This window comes from Populibacterium corticicola (assembly GCF_042683685.1).
GTDB lineage: Bacteria > Actinomycetota > Actinomycetes > Actinomycetales > Cellulomonadaceae > Timonella > Timonella corticicola.
Genome location: NZ_JBHUOP010000004.1, coordinates 300912 through 324457 on the forward strand (window position 1 = coordinate 300912; position 23546 = coordinate 324457).

The window sequence follows — 23546 nt, forward strand, 5'->3', positions numbered from 1 at the left end:
AACCATACGTGAACACCACGAGCACCACCGGGCAGGTTACGGAGACCAAGCGATATCTCGACAGCGTCGAACAACTTGAGCACGCCCTTGAACTAGGTAAACGGTACCTGCCGATTGAACTACTCAAACAGGGACGTCAGGTTCTCATTGCCGCCCGCCAACGGCTCGAACTGGGCGTGGAACACACCATCGTCGCGCTCGCAGGTGGCACCGGGTCGGGCAAGTCCTCAACCTTCAACGCCCTCGCGGGACTGGAATTCGCGGATGTGGGCGTTAAGCGTCCTACCACCGTGCGTACGGCCGCGTGCACGTGGGATTCCGATGCTAGTGCTCTGTTGGACTGGATCGGCGTGGACAACGACCGCCGTATCTCCCGCGACACGGTGCTTGACGGCGACGACCAAAAGGCCCTCAAGGGGCTTATTCTGCTTGACCTGCCTGATCACGACTCCATCGCAGAGCACCATCGCGACATCGTGAACAAGGTGGTCCCACTCGTCGACGTTCTCATCTGGATCGTTGATCCCCAGAAATACGCGGATCACACGCTGCACGCCGACTATCTGCGCAAGATGGCTGACGCGCGTGCCTCGATGATCGTCGCGCTCAACCAGGTCGATACCGTCAAACCTGCTCAGCGCGATGAACTGCTGTGGGATGTCGCCAAACTGCTGAGCGAGGACGGCCTGGACGACGTTGAGGTCCGTCCGATTTCGGCGAAGACGGGTGAGGGGATCGCTGCACTGCGCGACGAGATTCGCATAGCGGTTGCGGGTCGTTCGATGGCATCGCGCCGAATGGGCGATGAACTGCTGCGCCTGGCCCGGCTCGTCAATGATCAGGTGCCCGGTGGTGTGGTCACGGACCTGTCGGCATCACGGCGTTCTGAGGCGGACCGCTACCTTGTGGCCGCGGGTGTTCCCGCGCTGGCCGATGAGGTCAATGAGCGGACTGCACGTAACGCGAGTACGGGTGCGCCTCCCTCCGTTCAGGTTCCATCTGAGACCACGCTGTCGGGTCTGCGCAATAGATGGCTCGATCGACTGACAGACCCGATGCGCAGCCAGTGGGCCAAGCGTGTGCGGGAGAGGACCGGCAGCGTCGAGGAACTGAGTAACAGCCTGCGCTCTGCGTTAACGCAGGTTGAGGTGCCGTGGGGGCCGGTCCCTGGGGCTAGTGTGGTGCCAGCGGTTGTCAGTTTCGCGCTCGGGTTTGTGTGTGTCGTGGTTGGCATACTCGGGTTTGCCGGGGTGGTTGGCAATACTTCGTTCGGGCAGGTGCTGTTTGGTGCAGCGATTTTGTGTGGCCTGGGTGGTTATGCACTGCTGCGACGCCGGGTGACGCGCCTGCGTCACGCCGGGAGAGAACGGGCGGAGCAGGTGCGCGAGGACGCCGCCGAGGCGGTGGGCAAGGTCATCGACGGGGTCCTGTTTGCCCCAGTGTCCGAGATTCTGGAAACCCACGACCGCATCTCAAAGATCGCTGACCATGTGATTGGGCTGAACATCCGATAGGTTCTGCTTTTTGCGGCGAAATGGGTGCACGGTTCTGTTTCCCCAGGCTGATTGGCGACGATATACCTTGGGATCTCCACAGTTCCCTACGTTTGCGGGATGGTCGCGCTGCGAAATTCAGTACTCCTTGAGGGCGGCCGAGAGTCGGTCGCTTCACTTTCTAGGGAGCGCTATGAGTCACGATTCCTCAATCACGATAGCCGGATACGTCGGATCGGAACCCCGGTTCTTCGAAGGCAACGGGGACACAACAGACTTCGTCAGTTTTCGCCTGGCAACAACCCGCAGTTACTTCAATCGCACCAAGAACACTTGGGTGGACAGCGAAACCATCTGGTTCACGGTCAAAGCGTGGCGCGGTTTGGCCAAGAACATCAACGACTCGATCACCAAGGGCGATGCGGTTCTCGTGCACGGCGTGCTCGACACCCAAAAGTGGACGTCGCCGGACGGTACACCGCGAGAGGCACTCGTTATCGAGGCTCAATCTCTTGGCCCGAACTTGGCCCGGGGAACCGCGAAGTTCCGTCCGCAACGGGCGGTCGCAGCGGAGCCAGTTCCGGAAAACGTCAATCTGACAACGGGTGAGATCACCGGGCCAGACCCGGCAACCGACGAGAAGTTCGAAAAGGTGGTCTCCTCGTTCAAACAGACCGGGCCGGGCGAGTACACGGCCACGGACGAGGACTCGCTCACAAACAGCGAAACCAATGAGCCGGAATCTGCACTCACCGCGTAGTCTGGTGTGGTGAGTACAATGTTTCTTTGAGTGCCCGCCTATAAGTCACGATGATTTACGTGCGGGCGCTCAAAGAACATGGGCGGCAGTTCACATGCGGCGGGCCGCACCCCCGGACAGGGGAGACATCTAGACCTCCGAGCACGCAGCTCGACACATGACAACAAGGCGGACAAAGAGCGAAGTGGCAGAGTACATCTACTCCATGTATAAGGCGCGTAAGGCGCACGGCGACAAGGTCATCCTCGATGACGTGTCACTGAACTTCCTTCCCGGGGCAAAGATCGGCGTCGTCGGCCCGAACGGTGCCGGTAAATCGACGATTCTGAAGATCATGGCTGGGCTCGACACCCCATCCAACGGCGAGGCACGCCTCGCACCGGGCTACACGGTAGGCATCCTGCTCCAAGAACCCCCCTTGAACGAGGAGAAAACGGTTCTGGGCAATATCTACGAATCGGTTGCTGACACCAAGGCGAAGCTCGATCGATTCAACGAGATCTCCGAACTCATGGCAGACCCTGACGCAGACTTCGACAAGCTCCTCGCAGAGATGGGTGAGCTTCAGGAGGCGCTTGACCACGCCAACGCCTGGGATCTCGACAACCAACTCGAGCAGGCAATGGACGCACTGCGCTGCCCACCTGCTGACGCCGACGTGACGGTTCTGTCCGGTGGTGAGCGTCGCCGCGTTGCCCTGTGTAAGCTCCTGCTTGAAAAGCCAGACCTGCTGCTGCTTGACGAGCCCACCAACCACCTCGATGCCGAGTCGGTGCTGTGGCTTGAACAGCACCTCGCGTCATACCCCGGCGCAATCCTGGCCGTCACCCACGACCGTTACTTCCTCGACCACGTGGCCGAGTGGATCTGTGAGGTTGACCGCGGACGTTTGTACCCATATGAGGGCAACTACTCGACCTACCTTGAGAAGAAGGGCGAACGCCTTAAGGTCCAAGGTAAGAAGGACGCAAAGCTCGCCAAGCGTCTAGCCGAGGAACTCGACTGGGTTCGCCAGAACGCCAAGGGTCGTCAGACAAAGTCCAAGGCTCGTCTGGCCCGCTATGAGGAGATGGCAGCCGAGGCGGAGCGCACTCGCAAACTGGACTTTGAAGAGATTCAGATTCCACCGGGGCCACGCCTTGGAAGCATCGTCATTGAGGCGACCGATCTCAAGAAGGGCTTCGGCGATCGCGTTCTGATCGATGGCCTGTCGTTCTCCCTGCCACGCAACGGCATCGTCGGTGTGATTGGTCCAAACGGTGTTGGTAAGACCACGCTCTTCAAGACCATCGTTGGCCTGGAGCCTCTCGACTCCGGTGATCTCAAGGTCGGTGAGACTGTCAAGATCTCCTACGTGGACCAGTCCCGTGGCGGAATCGACCCGGACAAGACTTTGTGGGAGGTTGTCTCCGACGGCCTGGACTACATCAAGGTCGGCAACGTCGAGATGCCGTCGCGCGCATACATTGCGGCCTTCGGCTTCAAGGGCGCAGACCAGCAGAAGCCAGCCGGAGTCCTCTCCGGTGGTGAGCGTAACCGTCTTAACCTGGCGCTGACCCTCAAGCAGGGTGGAAACCTTCTGCTTCTTGACGAGCCAACCAACGACCTCGATGTGGAAACCCTCGGATCGCTCGAAAACGCGCTCCTCGAGTTCCCCGGTTGTGCCGTTGTGGTCTCGCACGACCGTTGGTTCCTCGACCGAGTTGCCACCCACATCCTCGCGTATGAGGGCACCGAGGAAAACCCATCGAACTGGTACTGGTTCGAGGGTAACTTCGAGTCCTACGAGGCAAACAAGGTTGAACGTCTTGGTGCCGAGGCTGCACGCCCACACCGCGTGACGCACCGTAAACTCACCCGCGACTGATACTCGCACTGAACGCCCCTGCACGGTTACTGGGTCTTCACGGCCCACCGTGCAGGGGCGTTTTGTCATGTCTGGAAACCAGTACGTTGGCGCAGCAGACTCGATGGGCTGAAAATGGTCCGGGTGCTGTGTTTTTGTGTGTGCCTTCGGACTCATTTCAGCCCATCGGATGGAAAAGCCGGGCACCCCACCAGGATGTTGGATGGTCCAAAGGGCGAATCTTTCCTGAAATTCATATGCTGTTAGGCGGTTCGCGCAGCAAACTTGGCAGATATTACGGACAATTCTCATATGGTCTCGCCAGCGCACCCACCAACAGGTAGCCCACACTCGCCTCACCACGATGGGGATGCCGGGCACAGGCTTGGGGGTCTCGCCTCGGTGGCGAGTGAAGCGCGTCTGACGCTTGAGGATCTGGCGTTTCCACTGGAAACCGTTGACGCGAGCGCCGCCCGCACCATGCGCACGCAGGCGTTGCAGCACCTTGAGGACTATGTTCTGCCACGGCTGGACTCGGACCAGGCTCCATTGCTTGCAGTGATCGGCGGCTCGACCGGTGCCGGTAAGTCTACGCTCATCAACTCGCTGTTGCGCGAGCGTGTCTCCCTTCCCGGTGCGCTGCGCCCCACCACCCGCAACCCGGTGCTCGTGTACCACCCCGGTGATGAGGAGTGGTTCACGGGCGGACGTATCCTGCCGTCGTTCAGCCGCGAGAACGCACACCAGCCTCTGTCGCAGGAAGGTACCCCAGCGGGGAGCAACGCATCCCAGGAGATGAAGGAACTGAGGCTTGTGCCATCAAATCGGGTACCTCAGGGGCTTGCGTTCATTGATTCGCCAGATATCGACTCGATGGTCGATTCCAACCGGGCGCTTGCGCAGCAGCTTCTTGCCGCAGCGGACTTGTGGATCTTCCTGACCACCGCGGCCAGGTACGCTGATGCAGTGCCGTGGGATGCCCTGCGCACCGCGGCGGCACGGCAGACTGAACTGGCAGTTGTGATCGATCGGGTCGACCCCGGTTCTCTTGACGTGGTACCCCACCTACGCTCGATGCTCGACCGTCACGAGTTGGCTGAGGCGCCGTTGTTTGTGATCGAGGAACAGCCTCTGCGCGACGGTCTGCTCCCTGCGCATGCGACCGCCCACCTATCGCAGTGGCTCGCGTGGCTCATGCTTTCACCAGGTAGCCGTGACAGTGTGATCGCGGGAACCCGTCACGGAGCCATTGAAAGCCTGGCACGTACTATTGAACAACTTGCAGTGCACGTGGAAACGCAGATCCGCGCCCGTGACACGCTCAGCGGTGCAGTACGTGATGCCTATGACAGGGCAGCGCGAAACATCGCGGAGGAGACCTCCAACGGTTCCCTCCTGCGCGGCGAAGTGCTCAGCCGTTGGCAGGATTACGTTGGCACCGGTGAATTCATGCGTGGCGTGGAGGAGAAGATCTCTGCGGCACGCGACAGGGTGTCGGCATACTTCAGGGGAAAGACGGCAGCGCCGAAGGTCCAACGGGCGGTGGGCGAATCCCTCTACGTGGTGATCAAGGACCAAACGGATCGTGCTGCGGAACAGGCGTTCCGTGCGTGGCACTCACATGTGGCGGGCGCGACGTACGCGAAAGATGCCAGCCTAGCCGTCTCGTCGGAAAGCCTCAAAGACAAACTCTCCTACGAAATCCGCCAGTGGCAGGCGGCTGTGCTGACCCTGGTCAGCGAGAACGGCGCGCCGAAGCGCGCACGTGCGCGGCTGCTCGCATTTGGCACCAATGGCCTGGGCGTTGCGCTCATGGTGGTCGTGTTTGCGGCGACGGGCGGATTAACCGGGGCGGAGATAGGAATTGCGGGAGGCACGGGAGTCCTCGCTCAGCGCCTCCTGGAATCGGTGTTTGGCGAGGACGCGGTACGTCGACTTGCAGCCGAGGCACAGCGTGACCTCACGGCGCGTATTGCGCGGGTACTCGACGCAGAACAGGAACGATACCTCAGTAACCTGCGGGAGTTGGACGGGCTGGATGTGTCCTCGGTGCGGCTACGCACCGCAGCGCGTTCGCTGCACGCAGCAAATGCAGACCCGAGACATGCAGGTACGAACGCTTTGGAGGAGCCCTCAGCGGCAGTGGTGTTGGGTGAGCCGATTGGCGACGAGTTGGCAGGCATTGCACAACCCGTCGCGTCGTCTGCGTGGTTCGGCGGTGACGTTGACCTCCTGCACGCAGTGGACGCGGACCGTGAGTTCTATGAGGGGGCAGTGCTCTATGGAAGCGCGGGAACCCGTGCCGGGACACCATCACCTGAAGCGGATGGCGCCACTGATCCGGCCGAGAGCGGGCGCAGGAGCGGCTGGTGGCGCAGAATACTGCCCCGGTCTCGACGCGGTGACAGGAGCGAACCGTGAGCGTACGCACCTACGAGAACCGCGAAACCAAACGCCGCAACGCCGACGTCAAGATGAGAGTCGAGGCACTCCACGAAGCCCTCGACACAGGTCGAAACTGGTTGCGCACGGAAACTGTGACACGTTGCGAAAAGCAGCTCGCAATCGCTCGTGGACGGCTGCGTCAGTCCCTCGATCACACGGTCATAGTGCTGGCAGGATCAACGGGTGCGGGTAAGACCTCGATCATCAACGCGCTTGCCGGACAGGAGCTTGGGCTTGCATCCCCAAAACGGCCGACTACGTCCCAGGCACTTGCGGCGGTCTGGGACTCAAGCGAGGAAGGGCGGGTGCAGGCCGGACAACTACTCGACTGGCTCGGGGTGGGACAGCGGCATTATCTTGCGCAGAATGTTCCAGGTAAACGGCGAAAGGGCCAACTGCGGGCTGGACTGATCGTGGTGGACTTACCGGACTTCGACTCGGTCGTTGCCGAGCACCGCGTTCGCGCCGATCATTTGACGCAGCGCGCCGACCTCATCGTGTGGGTGACCGATCCGCAGAAATATGCTGATGCCATCTTCCATCAGGAATATCTGACCAGGTTCCGCGAGCACAGCGACATGCTTGTGGTGCTTAATCAAGCGGATCGACTTGATGCTCAGGCGAAGAACCAGTGCCTGGCCGACATCAAGCGCCTGCTCGCCAAGGATGGCGTCATGGGCGCGACGGTTCTTGCACTGTCAACCAAGACCGGCGAGGGAATCTCAGAGTTGCAGGCGCTCCTCGAGATCGCTGCAACCAGACGGGCAGCTCAAGCGAACTCGCTCATCGCGGAACTGCGGGCCTGCGGACAGGTGATTGCCGATGAGTGTGGACACATGGCGACGCAGGAGAACACCGAGATATCGCAGGCTCACCTCGTCGACTCACTTGCCGACGCAGCCGGTGTTCCCGAGATCGCCGATGCCGCCTACCAATCGGCGCTGCGGCGTAGCCATATCGCGACAGGCTGGCCACTCACCGCGTGGATTGCCAGACTGCGTAGAGACCCGCTACGCCGGTTTGGGGTTGCGGGCAGGATCTGGCGTGCAGTGGGTAGTGGGAATGCTCGGCTGACCGAGAGCCACGCTGCTGGATCTTTAGGTACTACCGGACATTCCAGTGCTCCTCGTGAGATGGGCGAGAGCGAACTGCGTGTTGCGCGCACCTCCCGCGTGGTCACCGACCCGGCGCTGAGCGCTGGGGCGAGTCTCGCCGTACGCGAGTATGTTGAGGCGGCAACCTCGGGTGGGCCCCAGGACTGGGTGCTGGGGGTCAAGCAGAGGCTCGCAGATGTCGATCTTTCCGACGCACTCGACGCAGCCGTTGCGCATGCTCCCTCGGTTGCCTTCACCCGCCCGGCCTGGTGGACGATCGTGACCTGGTTGCACCGACTGCTCCTGCTCGTGTTCGTGGCGGGTGCGGCCTGGTTGACCTTCCTGGCCATCGCCGCCTACTTGCGCATCGAGGTCCCCAACGAGCCGCAGTGGATGGGATTCCCCATACCAACGCTCATGACGTTCGCCGGGTTACTGCTCGGGGTGTTGCTGGGACTCGTGTGTCGCCTGTTCTCGGTGCTCTACGCTCGCAAGACCGCGCGGCGTGTTCGTGACGGCCTCATTGAGGAGATCGATTCGGTTGCGCGCTCGCACATCGTGAAACCCGTCAAGCACGAGCGTGACCTACGTGAGGCGTGTGTGCTCGCAGCGCTCGTGGCTTCTCGGTAGTCTTGGCGTCATGAAGATTGAGGTTCCCGTACATCTGCGCTGGTCCGACATGGATGCCTATGGCCACGTCAACAACGTCGACATGATGCGTCTGCTGGAGATGGCGCGCATCGAGGCATTCTGGGCATCAGATGAATCCGAGGTTGAAGGGTCCGTGGCCGATGCGCACGGCAGCACGGTCTTGGCCGAGGGCTCGTCCGACACCACCGCATCCACGTCGCGGCCTAGCACCAAGATCATCGATGCCGGGGCCAGTGCTGCCACGTTCACGCTTGTTGCTCGTCACGAGATCGAATATCTTGCACCGCTGCGCTACCGCAGCGACCCCGTCATCGTGGAACTGTGGATCGGCCACATCGGCGGTGCCTCAATCGACATCTCCTACCGGATCCGGGATGACAGGCCGCGTGGCGGCACCACATCTCACGTGTATGCAATCGCCTCAACAACCCTGGTCATGGTGGATCGGGAGACCGGGAACCCGCGGCGTATCACCGCAGCAGAACGTGAGGCCTGGCTTGACTATGTGGATGAACCGGTCACGTTCCGCCATCGTCGCTGACTTTGCGATACGGGCGTGGCCCCTGGACGCTGACAAAGGCGGCATCACCGAGCGGTCAACGCACGAATGATACCGCCAAAGGAACGGGCCACCCGCGTGCGTAAGCCGAATGCGGGTGGCCTGAAAATCGTCGTCAATCCAGCAAAACCTATGCAGGCAGGCGAATCATGCCTTCTTGCGCGGTGGTCGCCACGAGGGTTCCGTCGTTCTGGTAGATCCGCGATACGCCGAGGCCTCGTCCACCCTGCGCGGTCGGGGAACCCTGAACGTACAGGAACCAGTCATCGACCTTGACGTCGCGGTGCCACCACATCGCATGGTCGAGACTCGCAACCGATAGCCCCGGGGACATCCAGCTCGCTCCAAGTCCGCGTAGCACAGGCTCGAGCATGATCTGGTCGCACGCGTAGGTGAGCAGTGCACGGTGCGTGAGTTGATCGGCATCGACAACGCCACGTGCCTTCATCCACACTGCCTGGTGTGCCTGTACCTGCTGAGCTGGTCCAAGGTAGATGGACGGGTCGACATGTCGGATCTCAAATGCGCTCTGGCGAGTCCAGAACGCCGCCACTGGGTGGTCGATGTGGCCGAGTGTGTCGCTTGTGGAGGCAAGATCGTCCGGCCCCGCGACATCTGGCATGGGTTGTGCGAGTTCCCGTCCCGGCTGGTCTTCCTGGAAGGAGATGATGCCGGACAGGATCGCCTGGCCCTTCTGGTAGGCGTGTGCCCGTCGGGCTGAGAACGAACCACCGTCGCGCAGTCGCTCAACGGCAAAATCGATGGGGAGGTTGATGTCCCCGGCGCGCAGGAAATATGCGTGCAGTGAGTGGGGGAGACGTTGTGGGTCCACGGTGCGACCCATCGCAAGAATCGCCTGTGCAAGCACCTGACCGCCATAGACCCGGCCGGATGGTTGGTGCATCGATTCGCCCGAGTACACGTCCTCGCCGGTGGAGTCGCCGTGGTACTCGAGGTTCAGCACCCGCAACAGGTGTGCGAGTGGGTCCTGCTCAATGAGTTTCACATCAGGTGTGTACCGTGTGTGGCTGACCCCCATTGGCGACGAGGTGGGGATACGTGGGTGGGTGGGTTGCGGCCCTGATGGTGGCTGCGTCATCGGTGTCTCCTACGGGTTTCATCACGTGAGGTGTCAATCAGTGCCCAGTTCTCGGCACCTAGGCAAGTGGCTAGTCGTCGAAGGTGTTGAGCAGCGAGTAGGCGGCACGTTCGAGATAGTCCCACAACTGCGATTCGTTCATGGGGGACAGCCCGAGCGACTCGACCGCGACACGCATATGCTTCAGCCACGCATCACGTGCCTCGGGATTGATCTTGTACGGCACGTGGCGCATACGCAGGCGCGGGTGTCCGCGTTCCTCGGAGTAGGTCTTGGGACCGCCCCAGTACTGTTCAAGGAACATCGAGAGGCGACGTTCGGCTGGTCCCAGGTCTTCCTCGGGATACATCTCCTTGAGGAGTGGGTCTTGAGCAACGCCCTCGTAGAACACGCGGGCGAGCTTCTCGAAGGTCTCTTTCCCGCCCATCGACTCATACGGTGTTGGCGCGGTTGGGGTGTTTTCACTCACTACTTAACTATGTCAAAGAAGAGATAACTTTTCCGCCTCGCCCGGCGGTGGCCTCACTCACAGCTTTGTCTTGGATCATGCATGAACCCGTATGGTGATTTTCCGGAATCAAGTCCTAAGAAAAATCACCTTGATCCCGGAAAATCACCATACGGACTGGAATTTGGGTGTATCAGGTCCTAGAGGTGCACGAATACCCCAGAATCAGAGCCCTAGCGCAGCCAACTCCGGCAGCGCAGCACGGACGGCCCGGCGAGCCTCGCGGGCATTGCGCGCCTGCAATGCCGTACGAGCAACCTCAAGGCACTTCTTGTACTCAACCGCGGCCAGCGCGGCAGCCACGTCGGGGATCGCACGTGGAGACATCGACACCGTGGATACGCCAAGTCCTACCAGCACGATGGCAAGAGCAGGGTTTGCCGCTGCCTCACCACAGACTCCCACGGGACGGTCGTTGAGCTTACCGCCCTTGCATGCGGCATCAATGAGTTGCAGCACAGCAGGCTGCCACGGGTCGTTGTACTGTGCGAGCGGCCCCATCAAACGGTCGGCCGCCATCGCATACTGGGTCAGGTCGTTCGTGCCGATCGAGGCGAACCGAGCGGAGGTAAGAATATGAGAGGACAGCAGCGCCGCACTCGGAACCTCGATCATCACCCCGGCAGTATTCAGCCCATGCCTTGAACAGGACTCAACAAAAGCCTCCGCCTCGTCAACGGTCGACACCATGGGAGCCATGACCCACACGTCGGTTGACGGATGCGCGGAGGCAGCCTGAGCGATTGCCTCCAATTGCTCATCGAGCAACTCCGGGGCGCGCCCCGCCGTCCGGTAGCCGCGGACCCCAAGCGCAGGGTTTTCCTCGTTGTCAAACGTCAGGAATGGCAACGGTTTGTCTGCACCCGAGTCGAGCGTACGGATGACGACCTTCTTTCCGGAGAACTGTGCAAACACCCCGCCGTACTGTTCTACCTGCTCGTTCACAGTCGGCGACTCGGTCCGATCAAGGAAGCAGAACTCGGTGCGGAACAACCCCACACCCTCAGCGTTGGCGGAGGCAGCCTCCCTGGCGCTCGCGGTGTCGCCGACATTGGCGAGGATCGCGATGGCATGTCCATCCTTGGTGTGCCCGTGTCCGTCAAAGGTGCGGACCACCTGCGCATGCTTGAGGGCAGACGCAACCTGCTCGTCGGAAGGCGACGCCACGACCACACCCGAGGAGCCGTTGACAAGGGCGGTTACCCCCGGTCGTAACTGCTCGGTCGCACCGAGCGCGGCAACCACTGCCGGAATGCCCTTGGCATTCGCGATGATCGCGGTGTGCGAGGTGGGGCCAGCACCGTCGGTGACGATAGCGAGAACGAGGTTCTCGTCAAGTGTCGCCGCAATGGAGGGGGCCAGATCGGGCGCCACCAGAACGTAGGGCTCATCAACCATTGGGAGGCCGGGGGCGAGGCGCCCAGACAACTCGGCGATGATGCGGTCGCGGATGTCGTTGATGTCGCTCGTGCGCTCGGCAAAGTAACCACCGAGTTGCTGGAACTGTTTCTTGACCGATTCGGCGGCTTCCCACACGGCGCGTTCGGCGACCAGGTGCTCCTCGGTGACGCGGCGCTGGGCATCCGAGACGAGCATCGGGTCTGCGGACATCGCCGCTGTGGCCTCAAGCATCTCCTTGGTGTGCTGACCGGTTGCGCGCTCTGCAGCGGCGACGAGCGCAGCCTGAACTCGGTCGGATGCGGTTTCGATACGGTCTGCCTCGGCGCGGTGATCAGCGCGCGGACCGAGTCGCAAGCCCGGCGAGGGCTCGGTGATCGGCTCGGTGAGGTGGAAAACTCTACCCGCGGCGATACCGGCGCATACGCCGATTCCGGTCACGGTGCGGGCAGCTGCTTCGTCAGCAAGAACTGGCATTGGGGGGCCTCCGGAACTGCTCTGTTTCGGTCTTGGTGACCATCGTTACACACTTAACGCCGTGAATCACGTTTCCTCAGGTGAATTTCCGTTGGAGTTCGGCGAGGTTTGGACGCTCTGACTGTTGTAGCCTAAAAGGGCAGTAGTATTGATGCATCTGGGACTTTGGTCTTAAGCCACGGTCCTCGGAAGTACGCATAGATAGCGCGAACGACGGAAGTTCTCGCCTCTTGCCACCGTTCCTGCACACGTAGACGGTGACGCCGGGGAAGCGACCGCCGCACACCCGCGCGGAAATGGAATGTAGCAGATGAGCAAGGCACAACAGATCCTCGATGCACTCGGTGGCCTTTCAAACGTGGTTGAGCTCGAGCCATGCATCACGCGTCTGCGCGTCGAGGTTCGTGACGCGGACTCGGTCAATGACGCTGACTTGAAGACTGCCGGAGCGTTCGGAGTGGTTCGTTCAGGCCGTATCATCCAGGTCATCGTTGGTCCCGACGCTGACAACCTGGCTGCGCAGCTCCAAGAGCAGCTCTAGAGTAATGCCTGACGTGTTATCCATCGCGGCCCCGTTCCACGGAACGGTGGCCGCGATGTCATTGGTGCCCGATGAGGTGTTTGCACAGAACATCGTTGGCCCGGGTGTAGCGCTTGTGCCGTTCGACGACGCAGATGTGGTCGAAGTTCTTGCCCCGCTCTCTGGCACGATCACAGCTGTGTTCCCACATGCCTTCTCGATTGACGCGGGCAACGATGTCAATGTTCTCGTGCACCTGGGCATCGATACGGTGACGTTGCAGGGCGCTGGGTTCGTGCTGCACGCATCCGTTGGACAGGACGTAGCTGTCGGCGATCTGCTGATCGAGTGGCGGCCACGGGTCGCCCGCGAGGCGGGCTTGTCTGTGATGTGCCCTCTTGTTGCGGTTCAGGCTGAGGACAGCGATGTTCGGGTGCTTGCCGACGAGTCGGCTGAGCTCCAGCCAGGTGCACCGCTGCTTGAGTGGTCACCGGGAGTCTAGGGCCTTACGTCCTCCCGGTCGCGTCAATCGGCCAGTTTCAACTCCTGGCTCTCGAACTCGGCGCGGATCTCCTCACGCAGCACGCGGGCGACCTCCCACTGACGCGCTGGCAGAGTCTTCACCTGGACGTTGAGGGCCACGGCGCTGGAGGACATCGATTCGATACCAGAGATCTTCACGTCACCGCGCAGTGAAGCTGCGATGTCTTTGCGTTTCTTGACGGTGGCGGCCACGTTCTTCAACGCAGCGCGCACCTCAGCGAGATCGCTATCGTAGGGAACCTTCACCTCGACGGTGGCCATAGCCCAGCCATGGGTCTTGTTTCCAACTTTGAGTACCTCACCGTTGCGCAGATACCACAGGGTCCCGTGCGAATCGCGGACCTTGGTGATCCGAAGGGCAATGGACTCCACAGTTCCCGATACGTCCCCGATCTCGACATTGTCGCCAACGCCGTACTGGTCCTCAAGGATGAGGAATATCCCTGAGAGGAAGTCTTTCACCAAGGATTGTGCGCCGAATCCCAGCGCAACACCAACCACACTCGCGGACGCGAGAATCGGTGCGATGTTGACGTTCAACTGGTCGAGAATAAGCAGTACCGCGATGGTTCCGATGAGCAGAGATGCCACAGAACGCAGGACGGAACCGATGGTTCGCGAGCGTTGAGCGCGCCGAGCGTTGACCAGAGGATTCATGGCTCGAAGAGCACGAGTTCGCTCTGAGCCGCCAGAAGTCTCGATGTCGTTGACTCCGTTGGCGAGCTTATCCGTGACCTTGTTGATGAGTTTGCGAAGAATCATCAGAACGATCAGCGAGACTGCGATGATGATCGCTATTGTGAGCGGCGCGCCCAGAAGAAAATTCCACCACTTGGCAGCTTCCTTTGCGAGTTCCTCCGTCGTGTCCGAAGATGTCGTTGGGGAGGGGGTCGCAGTAGCGGTCAGGTATGTCAGGTGCACGGTTACTTCCGCTTCTTGATCTTGTGATTGGTGGTCTTGATGAGCCTGCCGTCGGCACTGTGGTGTTCCCAGCGTCCGATCTTGTCTCCGCGGTGGAACTCGCCCTGATCGAGGAGCCGGCCGTTCGGGTGGTATCGAACCCAGTGTCCTTCTTGGAGGTTCTCCTCGAAACTGCCCTCTTGGAGCAGTCCACCCTGCTCTCGGAACCAGACCCAAGGTCCATGCAACTGGTCATTGCGGTACTCGCCGGCAGCCTTGATCCTGCCGGACTTGAACCAAAACAGCCAGGGCCCGATTCGAGATTTTCCGTTCACGGCACCGTATCCGGAACGATCACCTGCGGCAAATGTTTCAGTCTCGATTGTGGCTCCGGCACGGTTCACGTGCTCTTCGATATCGCGTTCAATCAGGTGAACAATCGAGTTGACGGCATACTGGGACGAAGATACCTGGTCAGTTGGCGCGTTGGACTCGATACGCAGAGACAACCCCAGGTTGGTGTCTCGCAAGGCACCGAAAACATCCCCGAGTTGCAGGCGAAGCTTTCCTCGATGCTGGAGAGTGAATGCAAGAAGTTGCTGGTGGTGCGGATCCGGCGCGTCCGAGGCATCCAGCAAATGGGTGAGGAATTGGACGCAGCCGTCAAAGATCTGTGCGGCCAGTGCGGACTTGGACTCATCCAACTCGTCGTTCCACTGCAGGGCCGTGGCGAGCCGTAGTGCCGCAGGGATCTGGTCGAGCGTTGGTGTGAACCATGCTGACTCACCGCTCTCCAGCGAATCGAGGGCAAGTGCTCCACCAGCACGGATGAACGCGGTGCGCGCCACTTCCTCTGCACGCGAGGTCTGTCCAGAGATCCGTAGCCACTGGATCAATACCGGCGTGATCTGTCCCTGTTCACGTGGATCATCGGAACACGACCGGTAATGGGCGAGCACACCGTCTGCAAACGTGCGGGCTGCTTCTGGATCGTCCGCTACCTCGCGTAGCGTGGTCGGATCATAGGTGAAGGTGGGCTCTGCCATGGGTTCAAGCATATAGTTTTAAACAGAGGGGCAGATGACAGGAGTGATGACTTATGAAAGCACGAGGGGTGCTGAGTGTTGTCCTTGGCTTGATGCTCGGGTGGGGGATCGCTGCTGGCGGAGTTCCGCCATACCACGACAGGGCCTCCGGCTACCACTTCTATCCCACGAGTTCGTGGGGCTTTGGTGGCATGGACGGACAGGTCACAGGCACTGTGGCACTGACAGACACGTGCTGGACCCTAACTAGCGATGACGGTAGCGACCCCGTATTCCTCGGGTTACCAAAGGGATCAGGAACGGTGCAGTTGGACGATGGCACCATTGCAGTACAAACCCCAAACGGTACTTTGCTCAAACCCGGCGATCTCATTGACACCAGCGGCGGATATGGCAGTTACAACCGCAATGAAGATCGGGTCCTAGCCGATCTGGTTGACGCGTGCCCTAACGTGCCTCTCGCGGGTCAGGTCGCGGACAAATGGGAAGTCGCACTCCCAAGCCTGCGCTAAGCCTGCGTTCCTTGGGGCCGCATCCTTCCACTGCCAGCCCTACCATCGCCGCCCCACATTAGGCGTATAGGTTTTGTCTGGTCTGTGAGTGTTCCAACCACTCACAGACCAGACAAAACCTATGCCCCTAACAATCACGGGCAGAGCAAGTAGGGCAGGGCACGGCAATAGGGCAAAACAAAAGCGGTGGGAATCAACACGATTCCCACCGCTTTCGCGTGCAGTCAACTACAGCGCGGAATCACTGATCCGAAGCGGATACCTTGATCGCACGTTCAACACCTGCGAGGCATTCGACCACGAGACGGCGCAGCGCTGGGGCAGCATCCGCGTTGGAGTCGAGCCAGCCCTGGGTAGCCGAGCGCAACTCCTCGTTCGCGAGTGGGCTCGGGTAGAAGCCCTCAAGGATCTGCGATGCCATGTGGAACGACCGCTCGGTCCAGATCCGGTTCAGCGAGTCGAGGTATGGAGCCACGAAACCGGACAGCACGGACGCGTCGTTGACGTGGTTGAAGCCCAGACCGGCGGCGCGGACGATAGCGTTTGGCTGTTCGTCGTTGTTGAAGATCAGGTCGAATGCGGCCTGCTTGCCCTCTACAGTTGGGATAGCAGCACGGGCGCGGGCTGCTGCTTGGCGTCCGTTAGCGGTGTCGTCCTCGGCCAACGCCGCATCAATCTCGGCGCTGCCAGCACGTCCGGCGAGTACGAGACCTTCAAGGATTTCCCAACGCAGATCGGTGTCCACGGTCAGGCCCTCAAGCCTGACAGAACCATCGTGCAGTCCAGCCAAGGCGTCCACGTGCTCACCCTGAGTTGGAGTGGCAGCAAGATACTTCACAAACTGGAACTGAGCGTCCGAACCAGGCTCAGCATCCTGAGCGAGGCTCCACAGTGCGTCACCGAGAAGTGCTACGGCGGCGTCACGGCGGTCCGGTGCAACATACGCGTGTGCGGTCAGGAGCAACTGCGCGAGAGTCGAACGAAGAGTCGTGGACTCGGTTTCTGGCGCGATGTGGCTGAGCACGAGTGCAACGTAGTCCGAGGCGGGGAATTCACCGTCGCGGGTGGCATCCCAGATCGACGCCCACACGAGCGAACGTGCGAGCGGGTCCTCGATTGCGGACAGCGAATCGCGAGCGACCTCAAGCGAGTCAGCGTCGAGGCGGATCTTCGCGTACGCTAGGTCATCGTCGTTGAGCAGGATGAGCGCTGGACGCTGCTTGCCCACAAACTCAGGTAGCGCGGTCGACTCACCGTCGACATCGAGTTCCACACGCTCGGTGCGGACCAGAGAGCCGTCCTCGTTGAAGTCGTAGAAGCCCACGGCCATGCGGTGCGGACGAATCGTTGGGTAGTCGGCTGGGGCGCTCTGCACAATGTTGAACGCGGTGATCGTGCCGTCCTCATCAACCCGGATGTCCGAGGCGAGGGTGTTCACGCCCGCAGTCTCCAGCCACAACTTGGCCCACGAGGTCAGTTCGCGGCCCGAGGTTACCTCGAGTTCCGCAAGCAGGTCAGACAGTTCGGTGTTCTTGAACTCGTGCTTCTTGAAGTACGCGGCAACACCCTGCATGAACTTGTCCAAACCAACCCAGGCAACGAGCTGCTTGAGGACCGAGCCGCCCTTCGCGTACGTAATGCCGTCAAAGTTCACGTACACATCTTCGAGGTCATTGATGTTCGCAACGATTGGGTGAGTCGATGGCAGTTGATCCTGACGGTAGGCCCAGGTCTTCTCCATCGCGTTGAAGGTGGTCCAAGCCCCCTTCCACTCGGTTGCCTCAGCGGTGGCGAGAGTCGAGGCCCACTCCGCGAAGGACTCGTTGAGCCACAGATCGTTCCACCAGTTCATGGTGACCAGGTCCCCGAACCACATGTGCGCGAGCTCGTGCAGGATCGTGACAACGCGGCGTTCCTTGATGGCGTCGGTAACCTTGGAACGGAACACGTAGGTTTCGGTGAAAGTGACACAGCCAGCGTTCTCCATCGCGCCCGCGTTGAACTCCGGTACGAACAACTGGTCGTACTTGTCGAACGGGTATGGGTAGTCGAACTGCGCCTCAAAGAACTCGAAACCTTGACGGGTCTTGTCGAACACGTAGTCGGCGTCCATGTACTGCGACAGCGACTTACGGCAGAACACACCAAGTGGAATAACCCGGCCATCAGCCGAGGTCAGTTCCGAACGCTGCACGTCATACGGTCCAGCGACGAGCGCGGTGATGTACGACGAAATTCGTGGAGTCGGCTCAAACGCCCACGTAGTGGTGCCCTCGCCGGCAGCGGTTGGCTGCGGGGTCGGCTGGTTCGACACAACTTCCCAGTGCGCTGGGGCGGTGATCGTGAACTGGAAGGTTGCCTTCAGATTCGGCTGCTCAAACACCGTGAACATACGGCGCGAGTCAGGAACCTCAAACTGCGAGTACAGGTACACCTCGCCGTCCACAGGGTCAACAAAGCGGTGCAAGCCCTCACCGGTGTTCATGTAAACGCACTGAGCGGACACCTCAAGAACGTTGTCCGCCGCCAAGTTCTCCAACGCGATACGCGAATCCGCATACACGCTTGCAGGGTCCAACGCGGTGCCGTTCAAAACAATCGAATCAACCGACTGCGCGATCAGATCGATGAAGGTGGACGACCCCTCCTTCGCCGAGAACGTCACCTTGGTGTGCGAGGCAAACGTGGTCTCGCTGGTGGTCAGGTCAAGTGCTACCTCGTAAGCGTCAACGCTTACCAAACCCGCACGTTCTTCAGCTTCAAGACGGGTGAGGTTCTCTGCCGGCATTATGCCTCTCCTTAAGGAAATCAACACGAATGAATCCATTGTCTCACCAAACTCAAACGCTTGACGCGTCGCATTTGCCTAGATCAGCCACCAGCGCAACCGATAGGCTAGAGCATGACGCAGCCGGATCGTCGGCAATAAACCGGGGCGCTATAGCGCCATACAGACGCTTAAAAAGAGGGAAGCAACATGCCCGCAACCACCAACATCGCAGACTTCTGGTTCGACCCAATGTGCCCCTGGGCGTGGATGACCTCCCGCTGGATGGACGAGGTCACCCGCGTGCGCGACATCGACGTGCGCTGGCACGTCATGTCACTGTCCGTCCTCAACGAGGGCCGCGAACTCGACGAGAAATACACCGAACTCATGCGCGAGGGATGGGGTGCCGTCCGCGTCCTCATCGCAGCGCAGCAGCGCCACGGCGCTGCGGCACTCAAGCCGCTTTACGACGAGATGGGTACCCGCCTACACCCCGGCGGCAGATCCGACCGCAAGCAAGTCACGATCGAAGCGCTCGCGGACGCCGGGCTCGACGCAGATCTCATCGACGCCTATGACTCGACCGAATACGATGAGGCGCTCCGAACATCGCACTCAGAAGGTATCCGCCAGGTGGGGGAGGACGTGGGCACCCCGGTTGTGGCATTCAACGGTGTCGCATTCTTCGGGCCAGTGGTCACCCCAGCTCCGAAGGGCGAAGACGCGGGTCGCCTGTGGGACGGCTGCGTTCTCGTGGCCTCAACCCCTGGATTCTTCGAACTCAAGCGCACCCGTACCGAGGGACCGCAATTCTGAATGGGGAACAGTCCCCTTTGACCGCATGACGTTGATTCCACGGCAACCGGTAACGTGAGGGTGCTAAGAACCACAGGAGTGACGCACGAATGACCGAATACACCCCCGGCGCACAACGACCTCCGGCCCCGCCGCATCGTCCCGCCACACCGAACCGATCAACCGGCCCATCACTCAGCACCCTCAACGCGATTGTCTGGGCACTTGTAGTCGTCGACGTTGTGCTGATCGGAATCGCCATAGCCATGGCGGCGCAGTTCTTCTCCGGACCATCATCCAATCAGGTGGCGGATGACCGCACACCAGGTTCCTCTTCACCTGCACCAGATAGTGAGCCGGACGGCTCCGAGGGCCAAGAACCCGATGCCGAAGACCTCGCGGACATCACCGGGGCGGAAACGTTCACCACTCCCACCGGAAACATCATCTGCACGATCTCGTCCACCGGGGTTGTCTGCTCCATCGCGAAGTTGAACGATACCCCGGAAGAAAATCCCAACGGGTGTGAGGGATTCATCGGTTACGTCGTGGAACTTCGGTCATCTGGAACCACGCTGCCATGCATCCCGAAGTCTGAGCTACCCGTAGCCGCAGGCGATGGTATCGAGGTGCTTGAGTATGGAGACTCCAAAACGGTCAACAACTTCGTCTGCGAATCCTCGAACACGGGGATGGCCTGCGAGGACTCGAACTCGGAGCGCGGTTTCAAGTTGGCGCGTGCAGGAATCACCACGCACTAGTGCTGCACCTCTCGCCCCGCCCGCTGAACTCAACCTTTTGTGCCCGAGATCAACCGAATGGCGGTTGATCTCGGGCACAAAACGTTGAGTTCGATTGCAGGGGTGTTGATTGGCGACGAGTGTGTTGCGTTGATGTGCCTGTCTCACGCCTGGTCCGGGGCTGGTGTGGGTGTTGCGCGTGCCTGTACCTGTAGCATTTGGCGTGCATGCTGCTGCGGTGTGGTGGAGGTTACCCCGCCTAAAGTTGGTGTTGTGGGTGGGAGTGTAGTTAACTTAATTCTGCGGCCATCACAGCGGTGAGGAAACGCCCGGTCCCATTCCGAACCCGGTAGCTAAGCTCACCAGCGTCGATGGTACTGCACTCGGGAGGGTGTGGGAGAGTAGAACGTGGCCGCACTTAAACTTCATAAAAGAACGAGGATTCCCAAAGACGGGGATCCTCGTTTTTGTTGTGTCCTAGGTTTTGGCCCGTAACCCCGGTGCTTGGCCCATAGCCCTGGTGCCCATGGACCTAATGTCTGACGGTTTGGACGTAGGTTCTGACAGTCTGTGGGTTGGCGTACTAGCGGGTCGATGGGCTGTTTTTGGTCCGGGTGCATGATCTTTGGACGTGCACCCGGACCAAGAACAGCCCATCGAGTGTGAAGGGGCACAATCCTGAATGGCCTACACAACACTAAGGTCCGTGCCTCTCACATTGAAAGGCACGGACCTTGGTGGTTTAACTAAGTCGCGTGGCTTAACTAAACGGGTCGGTCTAGCTAAATGGATCAGTGAGTGTTACCAGATGCGAACGCGATCCTCAGGAGCAAGGTAGAGGGCGTCGCCTTCCCTCACTCCGAACGTCTCAGCAAACAGATCAACGTTGGCTGCGATCTGATTGCAGCGGAACTCGGCGGGGGCGTGCGGGTCGGTCGCAAGACGCGTAACCATGAGTTCGTCGTGCATCTTTGTCTGCCAGACCTGAGCCCAGGAGAAGAACACCCGCTCTGCGCCGGTCAACCCATCGATGACAGGGGCGTCATCGAGGCTGCCGCCGAGCGCGAGAGCATACGCCTTCAGCGCGATGGACAGGCCGCCGAGGTCACCGATGTTCTCACCGATGGTCAGCGCGCCATTGACCTTGTGCTCCTCAGACAACTGGGCAGGAGTAAGAGCCTCGTATTGAGCGATCAAAGCGCCGGTGCGCTTCTCAAACTCCTCGCGGTCCTGCTCCGTCCACCACGATTCCAAGCGTCCAGCACCGTCATACTTAGAACCCTGGTCATCGAAACCGTGGCCGATCTCGTGACCGATGACCGCGCCGATGCCACCGAAGTTCGCGGCGTCCTCGGCCTCCGGGTCAAAGAACGGAGGTTGCAGAATCGCAGCTGGGAACACGATCTCGTTCATACCCGGGTTGTAGTAGGCGTTGACGGTCTGTGGGGTCATGAACCACTCGTCGCGGTCAAGCGGCTTGCCGATCTTCTCAAGTTCGCGCAGAGTCTCAAGCTCGGAGGAACGACGCGAGTTGCCCACAAGATCCTTCGGATCGATAGCGAGCTTCGAGTAGTCCTTCCACTTGACCGGGTACCCGATCTTTGGCGTGAAGGCGTCGAGTTTGGCCAGGGCCTTCACCTTGGTTTCCTCGCCCATCCAGTCAAGCGAGGTGATCGACTCGCGGTACGCCTCAATGAGGTAGCCAACGAGTCGGTCCATCTTCTCCTTGTGCGACGGTGGGAAGTAACGTGAAACGTACACCTCGCCGACAGCCTCACCGAGGGACCCCTCAACCATCGAGACGCCACGCTTCCAGCGCTCGCGTACTGCCTTTGCACCGGAGAGGGTGCGGCCGTAGAAGTCGAAGTTCTCCTCGACGAAGTCGTCGGTTAGCAACGATGCGCGGCCAGAGATGATGTGGAACGTGAACCACAGATCCCACTGCGACTGGTCCGCAGCGGCCCAGAGTTCAGCGAAGCCGGTGAAGAAGTCAGGCTCGCGCACAACGAGGGTGTCGAACGACCCTGCAGGGGCATTCACTCCAGCCAGCCAAGCGGCGAAGTCGAATCCGGGCGCGGAAGCCGCCAACTCGTCGAAAGTCATAGGGTTGTACGTCAACTCGGAGTCGCGGTCACGCACAACGTCCCAGTGCTGTGCAGCCAACCTGGTCTCCAGAGCCAAAACCTGCTCGGCGGCGGCACCAGCCTCATCCTCAGCGGCGCGGCCTGCGAGCACGAGCGTGCGTGCGACGTGCTTGACGTATGCCTCGCGAATGTCCTTGTACTTTTCCTCGCGGTAGTAAGACTCGTCTGGAAGGCCGAGGCCGCTCTGATAGGCATATACGACGTACTTTTCAGGATCCTTGGCATCGTTGTCCACGTAGAATCCGAACGCGCCGAGTGCTCCCGTGCGCTGCAACTCGCCGAGTGCGTGTGCACGTTGGGAGGAATCGGTAAGTCCATCGATGACGGCGAAGTCCTCCTCGAGCGGCGTGGTCCCCAGTTCATTGATGCGGTCGGTGTCCATGAAACTCGCGTACAGGCCACCAACCTGGCTCTCAACGCCGGAAAGTTCGCCCGCGGGCTTGGCGGCGAGTTCCAAGATGATGTCCTTGACGTTCTCCTCAGCCTGATCGTGCAGGGCTCGGAATGCACCGTCGGAGGCGCGGTCGTCGGGGATCACATACTCATCAAGCCATGTGCCATTCACGTGGCGGAACAGATCGTCCTGGGGACGAACGGACGGTGAGAAGACAGAGGTGTCGATTCCGGATTTACCGGAGTGTAAGGGTTGCGTCATATTCCCACACTATTGCACCTGACACACTCAAGGGCAGTAGTTGAGACCGCTTTCGCTCAGCGGTGAACGCGGCGCACACAAAGTGGGTGTGATAGGGCAGAATGGAGGAATGCGAGTACACATTGCTTCAGACCACGCCGGATATTCCCTCAAGGCATACCTTGTCGCATACCTCAGCGAGAAGGGCCACGATGTGGTGGACCACGGCGCACACGAATATGACGCTCTCGACGACTACCCGTCGTTCTGCTTTGACGCGGGCGAGGCCGTTGTCTCTGAGCCAGGAACACTTGGAATCGTCATTGGCGGTTCCGGCAACGGAGAGCAGATCGCCGCCAACAAGGTGAAGGGTGTGCGTGCTGCTCTCGCCTGGAACCTGGACACGGCCAGGCTGGCCCGTCAGCACAACGACGCAAACGTGATCGCAATCGGTGCGCGTCAGCACACTGTCGAGGAAGCCGCATCGTTCGTTGAGGCGTATCTTGCCGAGCCGTTCTCCGAGAATGAACGTCACCAGCGTCGTATTGACCAGCTTGCGCAGTACGAGAACGATCGCTAAACCACACCCCACCCGCACGTACCTCCAAGAAA

19 protein-coding genes and 1 rRNA gene are annotated in these 23546 nt (G+C 60.4%); 13 read left to right on the forward strand and 7 right to left on the reverse strand.

Annotated elements, in window-relative coordinates:
* The first annotated feature begins 8 nt into the window (after nucleotides 1-8).
* The 6 genes from ACFSYH_RS10865 (at nucleotide 9) to ACFSYH_RS10890 (ending at nucleotide 8830) form a co-directional block, all read left to right on the forward strand.
* A complete protein-coding gene (locus ACFSYH_RS10865) occupies nucleotides 9-1514 on the forward strand; it encodes a GTPase (RefSeq protein ID WP_377466977.1) in 1506 nt (501 codons plus the stop codon).
* 172 nt (nucleotides 1515-1686) lie between these two features.
* Complete coding sequence (locus tag ACFSYH_RS10870) at nucleotides 1687-2253, forward strand: single-stranded DNA-binding protein (RefSeq protein ID WP_377466978.1); 567 nt, start codon at nucleotides 1687-1689, stop codon at nucleotides 2251-2253.
* 184 nt (nucleotides 2254-2437) lie between these two features.
* Nucleotides 2438-4120 carry an energy-dependent translational throttle protein EttA gene (gene ettA, locus ACFSYH_RS10875; protein WP_377466979.1) on the forward strand — a complete coding sequence of 561 codons (1683 nt, stop codon included), beginning with the start codon at nucleotides 2438-2440 and terminating at the stop codon, nucleotides 4118-4120.
* Nucleotides 4121-4411: 291 nt separating this feature from the next.
* Nucleotides 4412-6520, forward strand: coding sequence for a dynamin family protein (locus tag ACFSYH_RS10880; protein WP_377466980.1), 2109 nt, complete (start codon nucleotides 4412-4414; stop codon nucleotides 6518-6520).
* The gene (locus ACFSYH_RS10885) at nucleotides 6517-8268 is read left to right on the forward strand and encodes a GTPase (protein ID WP_377466981.1); all 1752 of its coding nucleotides are present in this window, start codon (nucleotides 6517-6519) and stop codon (nucleotides 8266-8268) included. Before ACFSYH_RS10880 ends, ACFSYH_RS10885 begins: the two co-directional genes overlap by 4 nt.
* Nucleotides 8269-8278: 10 nt before the next feature.
* A complete protein-coding gene (locus ACFSYH_RS10890; RefSeq protein ID WP_377466982.1) occupies nucleotides 8279-8830 on the forward strand; it encodes an acyl-CoA thioesterase in 552 nt (183 codons plus the stop codon).
* A 148-nt stretch (nucleotides 8831-8978) separates the two neighbouring features.
* Here ACFSYH_RS10890 and ACFSYH_RS10895 read toward each other — a convergent pair whose 3' ends face one another.
* The 3 genes from ACFSYH_RS10895 to ptsP form a co-directional block, all read right to left on the reverse strand.
* Entirely contained in the window at nucleotides 8979-9887 is a 909-nt protein-coding gene (locus ACFSYH_RS10895; RefSeq protein ID WP_377467188.1) for an acyl-CoA thioesterase, read from the reverse strand.
* 130 nt (nucleotides 9888-10017) lie between these two features.
* Nucleotides 10018-10374, reverse strand: a complete 357-nt coding sequence (locus tag ACFSYH_RS10900; protein ID WP_377467189.1) for a globin — start codon at nucleotides 10372-10374, stop codon at nucleotides 10018-10020.
* A gap of 246 nt (nucleotides 10375-10620) precedes the next feature.
* Entirely contained in the window at nucleotides 10621-12330 is a 1710-nt protein-coding gene (ptsP, locus tag ACFSYH_RS10905) for a phosphoenolpyruvate--protein phosphotransferase (protein ID WP_377466983.1), read from the reverse strand.
* Between the two features lie 310 nt (nucleotides 12331-12640).
* Here ptsP and ACFSYH_RS10910 point away from each other — a divergent pair, with 310 nt between their 5' ends.
* Nucleotides 12641-12871: a glucose PTS transporter subunit EIIB gene (locus ACFSYH_RS10910; RefSeq protein ID WP_377466984.1), complete on the forward strand. Its 231-nt coding sequence runs from the start codon at nucleotides 12641-12643 to the stop codon at nucleotides 12869-12871.
* A gap of 4 nt (nucleotides 12872-12875) precedes the next feature.
* Nucleotides 12876-13352, forward strand: coding sequence for a PTS sugar transporter subunit IIA (locus ACFSYH_RS10915; protein WP_377466985.1), 477 nt, complete (start codon nucleotides 12876-12878; stop codon nucleotides 13350-13352).
* A gap of 23 nt (nucleotides 13353-13375) precedes the next feature.
* On the opposite strand, the gene ACFSYH_RS10920 is transcribed toward ACFSYH_RS10915, so the two are convergent.
* Nucleotides 13376-14314: a mechanosensitive ion channel family protein gene (locus ACFSYH_RS10920; protein WP_377466986.1), complete on the reverse strand. Its 939-nt coding sequence runs from the start codon at nucleotides 14312-14314 to the stop codon at nucleotides 13376-13378.
* A 2-nt stretch (nucleotides 14315-14316) separates the two neighbouring features.
* The gene (locus ACFSYH_RS10925; protein ID WP_377466987.1) at nucleotides 14317-15339 is read right to left on the reverse strand and encodes a toxin-antitoxin system YwqK family antitoxin; all 1023 of its coding nucleotides are present in this window, start codon (nucleotides 15337-15339) and stop codon (nucleotides 14317-14319) included.
* A gap of 53 nt (nucleotides 15340-15392) precedes the next feature.
* Between ACFSYH_RS10925 and ACFSYH_RS10930 the strand changes: the two genes are divergently transcribed.
* Nucleotides 15393-15851, forward strand: a complete 459-nt coding sequence (locus tag ACFSYH_RS10930) for a hypothetical protein (protein ID WP_377466988.1) — start codon at nucleotides 15393-15395, stop codon at nucleotides 15849-15851.
* Between the two features lie 241 nt (nucleotides 15852-16092).
* Here the strand turns inward: ACFSYH_RS10930 and pepN are convergent, their stop codons facing one another.
* Entirely contained in the window at nucleotides 16093-18639 is a 2547-nt protein-coding gene (gene pepN / locus ACFSYH_RS10935) for an aminopeptidase N (RefSeq protein ID WP_377466989.1), read from the reverse strand.
* A 189-nt stretch (nucleotides 18640-18828) separates the two neighbouring features.
* On the opposite strand from pepN, the gene ACFSYH_RS10940 reads away from it, so the two are divergent.
* The 3 genes from ACFSYH_RS10940 to rrf all read left to right on the forward strand — a co-directional run bounded on the left by ACFSYH_RS10940 (nucleotide 18829) and on the right by rrf (nucleotide 20574).
* On the forward strand, nucleotides 18829-19437 hold the full coding sequence (locus tag ACFSYH_RS10940) for a mycothiol-dependent nitroreductase Rv2466c family protein (protein WP_377466990.1): 609 nt from the start codon (nucleotides 18829-18831) through the stop codon (nucleotides 19435-19437).
* Nucleotides 19438-19526: 89 nt separating this feature from the next.
* On the forward strand, nucleotides 19527-20177 hold the full coding sequence (locus tag ACFSYH_RS10945; RefSeq protein ID WP_377466991.1) for a hypothetical protein: 651 nt from the start codon (nucleotides 19527-19529) through the stop codon (nucleotides 20175-20177).
* 280 nt (nucleotides 20178-20457) lie between these two features.
* Nucleotides 20458-20574: ribosomal RNA gene (rrf, locus tag ACFSYH_RS10950) — 5S ribosomal RNA — on the forward strand.
* Nucleotides 20575-20957: 383 nt separating this feature from the next.
* On the opposite strand, the gene ACFSYH_RS10955 is transcribed toward rrf, so the two are convergent.
* Nucleotides 20958-22955 (reverse strand): M13 family metallopeptidase, encoded by a 1998-nt coding sequence (locus ACFSYH_RS10955; protein ID WP_377466992.1) that lies wholly within the window; start codon nucleotides 22953-22955, stop codon nucleotides 20958-20960.
* Nucleotides 22956-23064: 109 nt separating this feature from the next.
* Here ACFSYH_RS10955 and ACFSYH_RS10960 point away from each other — a divergent pair, with 109 nt between their 5' ends.
* On the forward strand, nucleotides 23065-23514 hold the full coding sequence (locus ACFSYH_RS10960; RefSeq protein WP_377466993.1) for a ribose-5-phosphate isomerase: 450 nt from the start codon (nucleotides 23065-23067) through the stop codon (nucleotides 23512-23514).
* The last annotated feature ends 32 nt before the right edge of the window (nucleotides 23515-23546 follow it).